The organism is Butyrivibrio sp. XPD2002 (assembly GCF_000423945.1).
Taxonomy (GTDB): Bacteria; Bacillota; Clostridia; order Lachnospirales; family Lachnospiraceae; genus Butyrivibrio.
This window is the reverse complement of sequence record NZ_AUIY01000013.1, coordinates 134,549-147,296: the sequence shown is the minus strand read 5'-3', so window position 1 is coordinate 147,296 and position 12,748 is coordinate 134,549. Positions and strand designations below refer to the sequence as shown.

Annotated in this window: 12 protein-coding genes and 2 pseudogenes; 8 read left to right on the top strand and 6 right to left on the bottom strand. The window is 39.2% G+C overall.

The window, feature by feature from the left end; genetic code table 11:
• Positions 1-92 precede the first annotated feature (92 nt).
• The 8 genes and pseudogenes from G587_RS0108620 to G587_RS24355 all read left to right on the top strand — a co-directional run bounded on the left by G587_RS0108620 (position 93) and on the right by G587_RS24355 (position 6,303).
• Positions 93-1,130 carry a YeiH family protein gene (locus G587_RS0108620; protein ID WP_026491899.1) on the top strand — a complete coding sequence of 346 codons (1,038 nt, stop codon included), beginning with the start codon at positions 93-95 and terminating at the stop codon, positions 1,128-1,130.
• A 184-nt stretch (positions 1,131-1,314) separates the two neighbouring features.
• Positions 1,315-1,965 (top strand): deoxyribose-phosphate aldolase, encoded by a 651-nt coding sequence (gene deoC, locus G587_RS0108615; RefSeq protein WP_026491898.1) that lies wholly within the window; start codon positions 1,315-1,317, stop codon positions 1,963-1,965.
• A gap of 44 nt (positions 1,966-2,009) precedes the next feature.
• Positions 2,010-2,777: an HD domain-containing protein gene (locus G587_RS0108610; protein WP_022762005.1), complete on the top strand. Its 768-nt coding sequence runs from the start codon at positions 2,010-2,012 to the stop codon at positions 2,775-2,777.
• A gap of 35 nt (positions 2,778-2,812) precedes the next feature.
• On the top strand, positions 2,813-3,175 hold the full coding sequence (locus tag G587_RS0108605; protein ID WP_026491897.1) for a heavy-metal-associated domain-containing protein: 363 nt from the start codon (positions 2,813-2,815) through the stop codon (positions 3,173-3,175).
• Between the two features lie 53 nt (positions 3,176-3,228).
• Positions 3,229-3,513 carry a metal-sensing transcriptional repressor gene (locus G587_RS0108600; RefSeq protein WP_051200911.1) on the top strand — a complete coding sequence of 95 codons (285 nt, stop codon included), beginning with the start codon at positions 3,229-3,231 and terminating at the stop codon, positions 3,511-3,513.
• A gap of 54 nt (positions 3,514-3,567) precedes the next feature.
• Positions 3,568-4,215: a YoaK family protein gene (locus G587_RS0108595; RefSeq protein WP_035773381.1), complete on the top strand. Its 648-nt coding sequence runs from the start codon at positions 3,568-3,570 to the stop codon at positions 4,213-4,215.
• 313 nt (positions 4,216-4,528) lie between these two features.
• A pseudogene (locus tag G587_RS26485) lies at positions 4,529-4,732 on the top strand (BrnA antitoxin family protein); the annotation flags it as partial.
• A 182-nt stretch (positions 4,733-4,914) separates the two neighbouring features.
• The gene (locus tag G587_RS24355; protein WP_051200910.1) at positions 4,915-6,303 is read left to right on the top strand and encodes a DUF1287 domain-containing protein; all 1,389 of its coding nucleotides are present in this window, start codon (positions 4,915-4,917) and stop codon (positions 6,301-6,303) included.
• A gap of 10 nt (positions 6,304-6,313) precedes the next feature.
• Here G587_RS24355 and G587_RS0108575 read toward each other — a convergent pair whose 3' ends face one another.
• From G587_RS0108575 to G587_RS24350, 6 genes and pseudogenes are all read right to left on the bottom strand, one after another.
• Positions 6,314-7,342: a tyrosine-type recombinase/integrase gene (locus G587_RS0108575; RefSeq protein ID WP_026491894.1), complete on the bottom strand. Its 1,029-nt coding sequence runs from the start codon at positions 7,340-7,342 to the stop codon at positions 6,314-6,316.
• A 432-nt stretch (positions 7,343-7,774) separates the two neighbouring features.
• Complete coding sequence (locus G587_RS22045; RefSeq protein WP_035786132.1) at positions 7,775-8,986, bottom strand: transporter substrate-binding domain-containing protein; 1,212 nt, start codon at positions 8,984-8,986, stop codon at positions 7,775-7,777.
• A 43-nt stretch (positions 8,987-9,029) separates the two neighbouring features.
• On the bottom strand, positions 9,030-10,190 hold the full coding sequence (locus G587_RS0108565) for a transporter substrate-binding domain-containing protein (RefSeq protein WP_026491893.1): 1,161 nt from the start codon (positions 10,188-10,190) through the stop codon (positions 9,030-9,032).
• Between the two features lie 431 nt (positions 10,191-10,621).
• Positions 10,622-11,344 (bottom strand): annotated as a pseudogene (locus G587_RS0108560) (amino acid ABC transporter ATP-binding protein); the annotation flags it as partial.
• A complete protein-coding gene (locus G587_RS0108555; protein WP_026491891.1) occupies positions 11,341-12,021 on the bottom strand; it encodes an amino acid ABC transporter permease in 681 nt (226 codons plus the stop codon). The gene G587_RS0108555 and the pseudogene G587_RS0108560, both read right to left, overlap by 4 nt.
• Positions 12,022-12,089: 68 nt before the next feature.
• A complete protein-coding gene (locus G587_RS24350) occupies positions 12,090-12,605 on the bottom strand; it encodes a hypothetical protein (RefSeq protein ID WP_026491890.1) in 516 nt (171 codons plus the stop codon).
• Between the last annotated feature and the right edge of the window lie 143 nt (positions 12,606-12,748).

The window sequence follows — 12,748 nt, the reverse complement described above, 5'->3', positions numbered from 1 at the left end:
TTATATAATAATATATAATTTTATCTTTTTCAAAAGACAGAATAGAATAAGACCTGCGAAATAACAGATTAGAAAGTGAGAGAGGTCTTGAGATGGATTTTTTGAAAAAGAATTATTTGGGAGTAATCGTATGCTTCACTATTGCAGTTCCTTCATGGCTCCTGGGAAAGCGCTTCCCTGTCGTTGGCGGAGCGGTGATTGCAATCATTCTGGGCATGATAATAGCCCTGTTCTGGAATGACAAGGGGAAGGCGGCTGATGGAATAAAGTTTACATCAAAGATAATTCTGCAGGCGGCTGTTGTCCTCCTTGGATTTGGTATGAATCTTTCGGTCGTTCTTCAGACCGGGAAACAGTCACTTCCTATAATTATCTGCACGATTTCAACATCGCTTATCCTATCATGGATTCTTCATAAGGTTATGAATATCAAAGGAAACACAGCTACTCTTATCGGAGTTGGCTCATCAATATGCGGCGGCTCAGCAATTGCAGCTACGGCTCCTGTCATTGATGCGGATGATGATGAAGTGGCACAGGCAATTTCTGTGATATTTTTCTTTAACGTGCTGGCAGCACTTCTTTTTCCTTCGCTGGGAAAGCTTATAGGTTTTGATATCACAACAGGAGAGGCTTTCGGTATTTTTGCGGGAACTGCAGTTAATGATACTTCTTCCGTCACCGCAGCTGCATCAACCTGGGATAGTATGTGGAACCTGGGGAGTCAGACTCTTGATAAGGCAGTTACGGTCAAGCTTACAAGAACACTGGCTATCATACCTATTACACTGGTACTTGCGTATCTGAGGGCAAGGGAAGCAAAAAAGGATGGAAGTTCGACAAATGGCTTTAGCTTTAGAAGAGCATTTCCGATGTTCATAGTCTTCTTTGTGATTGCTTCAATTATCACAACTATTTGCTTGAGAGCAGGTGTCCCTTCTTATGTTTTTAAGCCACTTAAGGAACTTAGCAAGTTCTTTATAATAATGGCTATGGCTGCTATTGGCTTGAACAGTAACATAATCAAACTAATTAAATCAGGTGGGAAGCCGATTTTGCTTGGCGGCTGTTGCTGGATCGGAATAACAGTTGTCAGCCTTTTGATGCAGCATGTAATGGGAATATGGTAAAAGAAAAATAGACGTTGACAAATACTCCCCCCTAGTATATATTGCAAATGGTAGGGGGGACTATTTTGTCGTCCCGTATTTATTGTCAAATTATGAACCAAAAAGACTATGAAATTTTTGGATGGACCTAAGGAATCCACCGCAAGCGGTACCACCCTTAGGTCGAAGAATGGAGGATACTCGAATGAAACTTGAAGAAATATTAAAGATGGTTGATCACACACTGCTTGCTCAGGGAAGCACATGGGATGAGATAAAAGAGATATGCGACGATGGTATGAAGTACCATACGGCTTCCGTATGCATTCCTCCATATTATGTGCAGAAAGCCCGTGAGTATATGGGCCCTGATATGCCTATAACAACAGTAATCGGATTCCCGAATGGAAATACAACAACTGCATCCAAGGTTTTTGAGACAAAGGATGCGCTTGCAAACGGAGCAACAGAGATCGACATTGTTATAAACATAGGGGAGCTGAAAGCTAAGAATTATAAGTTTGTTCTTGATGAGATCAATGAACTCAAAGAAGCCTGTGGCGACCATACCATGAAGGTTATCATTGAGTGCTGCCTTCTTACAGAAGAGGAGAAGATCAAGATGTGTGAGATTGTTACGCAGTCAAAGGCAGACTATATCAAGACTTCAACAGGTTTCTCAACAGGCGGTGCAACCTTTGAAGATATAGAACTCTTTGCAAAACACTGTGGTCCAAATATCAAGATCAAGGCATCAGGCGGTATTGCATCAATTGAAGATGCTGAGAAATTTATTGAACTTGGAGCACACAGACTTGGCACAAGCAGGCTGGTAAAGATTGCTAAAAGTATGTGATTTAGAAAAACTATAAAACACTGGAAATGGAATAATCAGTACATATGGACAGAAATAATATTTTGACTGAGTTTAAAAAATATACGGATCAATATAATCCGGAAGATGTGAAAGTAAAGCTGAAGATAGATCATACGTATCGCGTAGCTGATTTATGCGAAATAATCGCCAGAAGCCTTCTGCTTCCGGAGGAGGACTGCGAATTCGCGTGGCTGTCAGGAATACTTCATGATATAGGCCGTTTTGAGCAGCTTAGAAGGTATCATACATTTCAGGATCGAATATCAGTTAATCACGCGGAACTGTCTGCAGACCTGCTATTTAAGGACGAACAGCTGATAGACAGGTTTGATCCGGATAGAAAGATGGACAGAGAAATGATGGAAAAAGTCATCCGTTACCACAATGTATATATTCTTCCTGATGGTCAGACGGACAGGGAGCGGATGTTCTGTGAAATTTTGCGTGATGCAGATAAGATTGACATTATACGTGTTAATTGCGAGACACCGCGAACAGAGATTTACGATCTGCCGGAAAAAGCCTTTACGGATTCGTACATAACTGATGAAGTTTATGAAGACATTATGGGATCCGGAAATATAGACAGAACATACTCGAAAACCGGAATCGATTATATCCTTGGGCATATTTCTTTTGTATATGGACTTGTATTCCCTGAGAGTATCAGGCAGGTCAAAAGTCAGGGATATATATACAGACTGCTCGGATTTAAGAGCAATAATCCGGATACAGTTAAAAAGATGCAGTTTATAAGGGAAAAGATAATTAACTACTTGGAATGCGCTTAAACAATAGTTGTAAAGAGAAATAGAGAGGTGAAGAAATGGCTTCTAATATCATTATCATTGCTATACTTGTTGTTATCCTGCTTGTTGCGCTAAGAGGTTCTATAAAACACTTTAAAGGCGAAGGTGGATGCTGTGGCGGAGGCAGTTCCAGTGTAAAAGAACCGGATAAAAAGCTTTCAGGAACTGTAATCAAAACTAAGGTGTTCATGATTGACGGGATGCACTGTGAAAACTGCACCAATCGTGTTAAGCGTGCTATCAACAGAATTGATGGCGTATCTGCAAAACTGAACCTCAAAAAGAAGCAAGCTGTTGTGAAGTACGTAAAAGAGGTAGAGGATGACACCTTGATAAAGGAGATAGAAGATCTTGGCTATAAGGTTGTTTCTGTACAATAAATAGCCGGGATATGATACTATTAGTCAACATATGAATAATAGGGAGATTACTTATGGCACATAAAAAGACAGTCAGAACAGCAGCACAGAAAAAGGCTCTGACCAACCGGTTGAAACGTCTGGAAGGGCAGATACGTGGCCTGGAAAAAATGATCGAGGATGACGTATATTGCAACGACATCCTTCAACAGTCCATGTCTGCAGCCTCAGCAATAGACGGCTTTAATCAGGAACTTCTTGGATATCACCTGAAAGGATGCGTTACGGACGGCATAAAAAATGACGATGAAGAAATCGTGGACGAATTATTGAAGACGATCCGTAAACTCATAAAATAAAAGAATTACATTCATGAGTAACTATTCCGCGATAATAAAATATGTAGGAGAAATATGCAGACATCTGAGAGTTTTCGATTAAGTGCATTATTATCCTTTTCAGGAGGATTACAGGATGCGTATACATATAATATGAGGGATAAAGTCTTTGCCAATGCACAGACCGGCAATGTTGTTTTAATGAGTCAGAACCTGATGCAGGGTAATTTTATGCAGGGGTTACACTATATGTGTCCGCTTTTTTCGTTTGCTGCTGGGATTTTTATAGCAGAGAGAATTGAAAACGAGTATAAATGTGCTGAAAAAATCCACTGGAGACAGATTATCATAATAATTGAAATGATTGCGCTTAGCATTGTCGGACTTCTCCCCATGGATATGAATATGATAGCAAATATGATTGTGTCATTTTCATGTGCCATGCAGGTGCAAACATTTAGAAAAGTACATGGATATGGATATGCAAGTACCATGTGCATTGGAAATCTGAGAAGTGGAACAGAGAGCCTTTCTAAATACCTTAGAGACAAAAACAAACAATCTTTGTACAAATCATTTCACTTCTTTGGAATCATTCTGATATTTGCTATAGGAGCAGGATTTGGCGGAGTAATATCCGGAATCATTGGGATAAAAACCATATGGATTTCGGTAGTCATACTGCTTATAGTTATCAATATGATGGTAAAAGAAGTAAGGTAAAATTGGCATACAATACGCGGTTTGCGGGAGGCGATGGTTCAGCAGGTGCTATTCTCCAACTCCGCTAAAAATGATGGTCTAAAGGAATTTAAGATGAAAAATGTACTCTTGAGTGCTGATGGTGATATAAAAGTTTATTCTGTTGTCGGATTAAGCTAAACCTGTAAAATATTTAAAGATAGAAGTGTAAAAAGTCAAACGTTCGGCTTTTTACACTTTTTTATTAAAAAAAATAAAGCAAGAAATTGTAAAAAGGCGATCCTTTTAAGATAATGAGAATACCCCTTATTCCTATGATGAGGATAACCCGCTTCTTACAAAAGAGGAACTTGCAAAGTTCAGTAGAGTTTCAGAGCGCATCCAGAAGGAGCGTGAAATCAGGCGCAAAGAGAACGTGACATTAAGACTTTCACCCAATACAGTTAGAAAAGCAAAATCACTTGGTAAAGGTTATACCAAGATTCTTGCTCAGATCATAGAAGATGCTTTGAACGATCCTGATCTGATAAAGGATTAATACAATATTTAATACTTCCCACAGCCTGACGACTGTGGGATTTTTATACTCTTTCACATAGCCCCATTCTATAAATGCCAGTCTGCAAAAATTTTATTCACTATATGATAAAAAAATATTGACTATAAAGTAGGTTTATACCCCTATAATAGCGATAAAGAAACAGAAAGGAGCGCTAAATCATGACAATTAAAGACGTTGAGGAACAGCTTGGAATTGATCGCGCTAACATCAGATTTTATGAATCTAAGGGACTGATTAAACCTGCAAGAGAAAGTAATGGATATAGAGATTACTCTAATGAAGATATCGAGACACTAAAAAAAGTGATCATTTTACGGAAAATGGGATTTTCTATTGGTGATATATCCGAATTGCAGAATGGCAAGTCGGATCTTCAGGGACTTGTAGAAAACAACCTGAACTTGATTAACGAAAAAATGCAGGAATTAAATGGTTCGTTATTACTATGCAAAGATATGCAGACAAGAAATGAAAACTATTCTAATCTGAGCATTGATTATTATTGGGACGAAATTAACAATAAGGAGCAATCCGGAATCAAATTCGAAGATATTATACGAGACAGCCTTGAGTATGAAAAGAATTTTTTCCTATCATCATATGGATGGAGTGAAAAAGGCCTATTAAGAACACTCTTTGATGATGAACCCCAGCCAAAGAAGAAAGGCATGTTAACCATGATTGTAGCAATAGTGGTTTTTATATGGTTTGCCATTATTTTGGGAATGATATCAAAAAATAACACAGGATTTTTTATGCCGGGATTCCTGGTTTTCGTAATTATTTTTTTACTTGAATCAGTTATTATGCACATATTCCGAAAACTGATGATAAAAAAGCCAGAGCAGAAGAAGTCTTTACTTATCAAACGAGGCATATGTGTCTTACTTGTAACTCCTCTGGTATTAGGTCTTTATTTTTCACTATATTTTCTTCCGGTAGCGAGTAAATATGAGGTTGAAAAGGAGAAAGAACTGGAAGAAAGCCTGAAGGAGCTTATGGGTAAGTCTTATGTAGAGATAAAGTCCAGTTCAGTAGATAAGGATGAGGATGGCATAGATGATTTGACGGATATTGCTGACAATGCAGAGATAATGCTTATGGAAGACTGGTCCTACGGTTTGCATCAATATGATGGAGGATTTCCGACTGAATGGATAGGGACAAGTGCAGATGTTGTAACCATGTCGCTGCGCGATGCCGGATATGATATACGTAAACAGGTAAATGAGGACATAATCGCTCATCCGGAGGCTTATACTGTAGATACGCCAAACATAGACATGGATTTTCGTGATATCGATGTCCTAAATGTATTTTTTTCGAGAAACGCTATCAAAAAGACAACAGATCTTTCAGAATACGAAGATTGGCAGCCCGGAGATATAGTATTCTTTTCTGATGAAATTGGTATCCTCTCATATAACCGCGATGAAAATGGTATTTTAAGTGTAATTTATCTGCCAAAGGAAGCTGATACAGTATGTGAATGGGATACTTTGGCTGAAAACGTTGATATTATTGCCCATTATAGGATTAGTGAATAAATATCATGAGTTATTCAAATAATGATCCTGCCGCTTCTGCAGCTTCATCAATCCTTACTTCCTTATCTGATATGTAGTGCTTGGAAGTATCGATAGTACTGTGATGAAGAGCATCCTTTATTGCATAGATGTCCTTGGTTTTTGAGTATACTTTTGTGGCGAAGGTTGCACGCATCTTATGAGGTGATATATTATCAGGAAGTCCTGCTTTTTCGCAGTATTTTTCAAGCATTTTCTGTATGGCATTTACGGACATACGGGTTCCTCTGGTTGAGATGAAAAGAGCATTTTCCCTTGAAGAGCCCACCAACTGAGGTCTTGATTTTATCAAATAGTCGGTTATTGCATCATAAACTGGAGTAATAACGCGTACTTTGTCTTCATCGCCACCTTTTCTTACAATACGCAGATATATTTTTGTTTTATCAGTTTTGTCGATATCGGAAATGTTAAGCCCGACAAGTTCGGAAATACGCATACCGGTTCCAAGCAAAGTCATCATTATCGCAAGATCTCTTGAAACCATGCGCTCATTGTATTTAACTGCATGCTCAGACATTTTATCCTGACTTTTGATAGCGTTTAAAAGCACCGATACCTGAGAATCTGAAAGCTTTATTACATCATGTGCTTTAATTTTTGGGCCTTCTGTCAGAGCTGTCGGATTTTTAGTGATCATTTCATTGCCAATATAATATGTATACAACGTCCGGAGTACTGAGAGCTTCCTGCATTTCGCATTATTTGAAAGTTCCTTGCCGTTTTCAGACTTTGCCATGTAGGATTCGATATTGTTCTGGCGCAGTTTTTCAAGATCAGTCACTTCAAGGTGTTTTACCGAATCTTTTTTGGCAATTACCTGCACAAATCTAAGAAAAACATTTATTTCATACATATATCCAAGGATTGTGTTTGTTGAACGCCCCTTGGCTACCATGTGGTCATAGAAATACTCGACAAATTCCGGCATTTCATTTAAAAGCTCATTTATTTTCTCATTGTTCTTTATATCAAGTTGATCTCTGTATTCGTGGCTCATAATCATCCACCTCTGTAAACCATAGTGTATATATGATTAAATGCTGTCGGATGTCCGTTTTTGTAATGGCGTGCAAAATACGCACGCCAACAAAAAAGGCTCCCATCAAATTATAGCATATCTTTTGACAAAACTCGCATTTAATAGAAAGATATATTGCCTGAATAATAACATTTCTTTTTCAATTTTTTACACGAAGTTTGCCAATAGGTGTCGGTTTTACATAATTTTTGCCAATAGATGTCAGTAACTTTCTTCATATATGTTCCGCTACGATATTAAGAAAAAATTGTCGTTTTTATAACCTTATGGACAGGAATACTGCAACCATATAAATATCGCTTGATATGAGAAAAATTAAGAGGACTGCAAATGACAGTCCTCTTAATGCTAAACTTTTCAAATTATGTAGTGGGAGTTCTTCTGGATTTATTATTTTTTCATTACTAGTACAATTGTATCCGAGTAGTATGGAACGGTACAAATTGTTCCTTCAGGCATATCTACTGTGCTATACTCTGAAAAATTAAATAATTCTCTGACATTATGAAAAGCTTCTACTTCCTCATCACTCATTTTGGATTCTACTTCAGGTATCTTTGATGATCTTTCGTCATCCGATACTTCTTTAGATTTGGAAGCCATTTCATTTGTTCTTGTCCAAAATACAGCATCTACAGTTCCGCTTGAAAGGGCTGTAGCACGTCCGATACTATCAACAACAACGAGTTCTATATTTTTACCGATGCGCTGACTGATTTCTGCAAGTACTGCGGTATTGAATCCTGCGGGGGTTCCGTCGGCTGCCACATAATCCATAGGCGGAAGTGCTCCTGTAACAGCAACCTTAATGGTATCTGCGCTATCAATTGTAGGCATTGTAACGGGCTTTACCTCACTTCTGTTTATAAGCGTATCTATCTGTTCACTTATAAGCTTGTCCAAGGTGCCATCATCTTTCATATCATTGATAGCGTTACTGAATTCATCTCTAAGTGTTTCATTTCCTTCCATCATGAGAAAAGCAAAGTCATTGCTCATAAGTCCGGATAATACTAAATTGGCAAAAGTATTGCGCTCTTTTTCAAGATCAATTGTATACGCAAGTTGTAGATTATCATTAGTAGCGCAAAGATATTGTCCGGTCTTATTGTAAATCATCATTTCATCAATATCTCCGGCATTTAATGCCATTAACATGGAATCTAATGTATCATAGTAAATGATTTCTCTTTTTCCCGTAAATGGTTCAACATTTCTTTTCGTATAACCTTCTCTTCCCAATTGATGCTCAACATATTTCCAAGTTTGCCTATATTTATCCATTTCGTCTTCAGTCATGTTAAGCATGGTCAGAACGCCATCTTTGTAGATTTTGCCTTCTTCAGAAGAAGCTTCCGTTTGCTCTGAATCTGCATTAGCCTCATCTTTACTTATAGCCTCATCAGTTGCCTCGTTACTAACAGTCTCATTACTTGCTGCTTCATCATTTGCTTCACTACTGACAGCTTCACTGCTTGCCGTCTCACTGCTTACAGCTTCGCTATTTACAGATCCGCTACCGCCTTCGTCCTTCTTGGCACCACAGGCGCACATTGTCAGAATCATCGTAAGTACAAGCGTAATAGAACTAAGTTTTTTCATTATAGTTGTTCACCTATGAATCACCTAATAGCAGTTAGAAAATTCAGTCTTTTCTCGCAACCGCAACTATGATATCTGAGTAGTACGGAACGGTACAAATTGTTCCTTCCGGCATATCTACTTTATTATAATTTTCAAAATCAAGTGCTTCTTTGACCTTATTAAAAGCTTCTACTTCCTCGTCACTCATTTTTGCTTCAAGTTCTTCCAGTCTTGAAGCGCGTTCTTCATCTGAAAACTCTTGATATTTTGAAGACATTTGATTTGTTCTGGTCCAGAAAACTGCATCTACTGTGCCGCTTGAAAGAGCTGTAGCACGTCCGATACTGTCTACTACGACAAGTTCAATGTTTTTACCAATACGCTGACTGATCTCTGCAAGGACTGCAGTATTGAATCCTGCAGGAGAACCATCTTCAGCCACATAGTCCATTGGAGGAAGTGCTCCTGTAACGGCAACTTTAACAGTCTCAGCACCATCGATTGTAGGCATAGTTACAGGCTTTACATCGCCGCCATTAATAAGTGCATCTATCTGCTCACTTATAAGATTGTCCAGGGTGCCATCACCTTTCATATCGTTGATAGCATTACTGAATTCATCTCTAAGCGCTTCATTTTCTTCCATCATAAGAAAGGCAAAGTCATTGCGCATATGTCCGTTAAATAATAAATGGGCAAATGAATTGAGTTCTTTATCTAGGTTGACTGAATAAGCAAGCTGTAGATTATCATTAGTAGCGCAAAGGTACTGTCCAGTCTTATTGTAAATCATCAATTCATCAATATCTCCGGCATTTAATGCCATCAGCATTGAATCTAAGGTATCATAGAACACAACTTCTTTTTCGCCTCTTAAAGCCTTACTATTTGACTCAATATAGCCTTCATCGAGCAGTATCCTACTAACATATTTTCCGAGCATTCTAAATTGAGTCATTTCTTCTTCTGTCATGTTAAGCATGGTCAGAACACCAACCTTTGAGGATTCTGCGTTTTCTGCAGATGCTTCACTGCTTGCATCTTCAGCGCTCACAGCTTCACTACTGGCAGTTTCATTGCTTGAAGTCTCACTGCTTGCCGTCTCACTGCTTACAGCTTCGCTATTTGCAGTTCCGCTACCGCCTTCGTCCTTCTTGGCACCACAGGCGCACATTGTCAGAATCATCGTAAGTACAAGTGTAATAGAAATAAGTTTTTTCATTATAGTTGTCCTCCTATGAATCACTTATTAACAGTTCACCAATAGTTACATTTACATTTTTAAAGCTCAATCCAGATACGGTTTTTATCACCTTCCCAGTTGCAGCTTATACTTTTAGCCATCTTTTTTAGTATCGTAACTCCCAGGCCGTCATCATCCTGCTCGAAGAGATTGAATTCTTTTCCTCCGGAAGTTATGGCAAGCTCAGTCGTGCTCTTTGCTTCCGAATATGAAATATCCAAATTCAAATCCACATCTTCATTCTTGGTATAGCACCCATCAAGCATTTCATAGATGAGTTCTTCCGAGCATATCTGCAGTCTGTAAATTTGCTTTTGATCAAGACCGTATTTTTCTCCAAAATCCTGGATCCCTCCCTGAAGCGACATAAGGTCGAAGTCCTGCTCTGATATCTCATGGCTGAAATACTTTATCTTCTGGATGAATGCTATGGTTTTTTCACGCTTCGGATTATCAAATATTTCAGAAGGTGTCCCTTCCTCATAAATGCCGCCATCAGCAAGGAATAGCACTCTGTTCGCGACTTCCCTGGCGAAGTTCATTTCGTGGGTTACGATCAGCATGCTCATGTCACGCTTTGCAAGCATTCTTATCACAGCAAGCACCTCGCCAACCATTGGCGGATCCAGGGCACTTGTAGGCTCATCGAATAACAGGACCTTGGGCTCCATCATCAGACATCTGCAGATTGCAATTCTCTGTTGCTGCCCGCCGGAGAGTGCCTCGGGCCATCTGTGGGCTCTTGAAGACAAGCCAACTTTTGAAAGCAGATCCATAGCCTTTTCCTCGGCATCTTTTCGTGACATGCCCTTTAGCTTCACGGGAGCCAGACACAGGTTATCCATCACATCCATTTCTGAAAAAAGGTGGAATTTCTGGAATACCATTCCCATGCTCTGACGAATCTCATCCACGTTTGCACCTTTTTCAGTGATCTCGCGGCCATCTACGAAAATCTGTCCGGCGCTAGGTTTTTCAAGTAAGGTCAGTGACCTTAGGAGTACACTTTTCCCACAGCCGGAGCCTCCGATTATGGCGATTCTGTCTCCCTGTTCAACTGTAAGATCTATCCCTTTTAATACTTCATTGGGGCCAAAGGATTTTCTTAATCCCTTAACTTCTATAAGATTCATACGGCAGGCTCCCTTTTCTTTTCGCTTATCTTATCTGTCAGTGTGAAAATGCCAAACACGACGTAAGAAAAGGCAAGATATATCAGCATACCGATGGAAATAGTAAGAAGCGGCTGCATGGTTCTGTCCGCAGTATTATTGATTACTCTTGTGAGATCAGTGATCGTAACGTATCCTACAACACTTGTCCACTGAATGAGATTAACTATCGTAGACTGATAGACCGGCTTTGCTATACGCAGTACCTGGGGAAGTGTTACAAGCCGGAAGGTATCCCAGGCTGAAAATCCCAGTGTTCTCGCTGCTTCCGCCTGCCCTTTATCTGAAGCCAGAAGCGCTGAACGCAGAAGCTCTGCCACATGCGCGGACACATTAAGCGCAAAGGTAATGATGGCTACTGTGAGAGGTGTAAGACCTGCTTTGGCAAATACTCCGTAATATAGCAGCAGCAGGAGCATAAGCACAGGAGTTCCTCTAAGAATTGCAATATATCCGGTGGCAATACCTTTGATTATCCGATTTTTGCGCGTTCTAAGAAGACATACCAAGGCACCCAGCACAGTTCCCAGAATCAGTGCTGCAAACGATATCTGCACAGTAACCAGCAAGCCGCCCAGTATTGTCTTCCATGAGCCTCCGGCAATTACAATTTTGTATAATTTATCACTAAGAGTCATCACTACTCCTATTGTAAAAATTAGGCAATTACTTATTTAAGTATACTATCTGACATACCGGGCTATTATTAGACATGTATAATGTTTTTATAAAGTTTTTCTAATGAGATACTTTGCATAATCTGATCAGCATTAGGAGCGGGTGTCCTGAATCGCCTTGCGCGTGATGAAAGAACACTGAGTTTTCTAATAAAATATGGACCCTTATGGATGTTCTTCTCATTTCTGAATTCAAACTCAAGCCCATTTTGAATACACCATTTTGCCTGCATTGCAATCTTTTTGTGTGAATTTGAAGAATCCCTATATGAGACTCCCTGGAATAACTCATTGCCATCAACTTTCTTAACCCATACATCAAAGAGGATCTTTTCTTCTTTGCCACCTACAAACACTGTGGTCTCAAGAGGATACTCGCAATACCACTCAACATCAGGATCCATTTCAAGGGTGAGGATGTTTTCATATTCAAGATTTGAGAATACAGCTACCCTTCTTCTGACCTTGAGACTGTAAAAAATCCAGTAATTACTGCCAAACTTAGAACTACGTGGCCGTTCAATAGGTTTTTCATAACGATACATACCATTAACCTCCTATAGTTAAAATAATGTTGTTATATCGATAAGTTTATCGTCAGATTACTTCATTTTCATTAAGGAGGCTCGGCTTTTTACAGTTTTATCTTTAAAGGTTCGGCTTTTTTCAAAAATAGCTTAAAAGATTC

Bases quoted from the DNA above. Each gene is read 5' to 3' on its own strand.
- G587_RS0108620 (WP_026491899.1), top strand. From the start codon at position 93: ATGGATTTTTTGAAAAAGAATTATTTGGGAGTAATCGTATGCTTCACT.
- deoC (WP_026491898.1), top strand. From the start codon at position 1,315: ATGAAACTTGAAGAAATATTAAAGATGGTTGATCACACACTGCTTGCT.
- G587_RS0108610 (WP_022762005.1), top strand. From the start codon at position 2,010: ATGGACAGAAATAATATTTTGACTGAGTTTAAAAAATATACGGATCAA.
- G587_RS0108605 (WP_026491897.1), top strand. From the start codon at position 2,813: ATGGCTTCTAATATCATTATCATTGCTATACTTGTTGTTATCCTGCTT.
- G587_RS0108600 (WP_051200911.1), top strand. From the start codon at position 3,229: ATGGCACATAAAAAGACAGTCAGAACAGCAGCACAGAAAAAGGCTCTG.
- G587_RS0108595 (WP_035773381.1), top strand. From the start codon at position 3,568: ATGCAGACATCTGAGAGTTTTCGATTAAGTGCATTATTATCCTTTTCA.
- G587_RS24355 (WP_051200910.1), top strand. From the start codon at position 4,915: ATGACAATTAAAGACGTTGAGGAACAGCTTGGAATTGATCGCGCTAAC.
- G587_RS0108575 (WP_026491894.1), bottom strand. From the start codon at position 7,342: ATGAGCCACGAATACAGAGATCAACTTGATATAAAGAACAATGAGAAA.
- G587_RS22045 (WP_035786132.1), bottom strand. From the start codon at position 8,986: ATGAAAAAACTTAGTTCTATTACGCTTGTACTTACGATGATTCTGACA.
- G587_RS0108565 (WP_026491893.1), bottom strand. From the start codon at position 10,190: ATGAAAAAACTTATTTCTATTACACTTGTACTTACGATGATTCTGACA.
- G587_RS0108555 (WP_026491891.1), bottom strand. From the start codon at position 12,021: ATGACTCTTAGTGATAAATTATACAAAATTGTAATTGCCGGAGGCTCA.
- G587_RS24350 (WP_026491890.1), bottom strand. From the start codon at position 12,605: ATGTATCGTTATGAAAAACCTATTGAACGGCCACGTAGTTCTAAGTTT.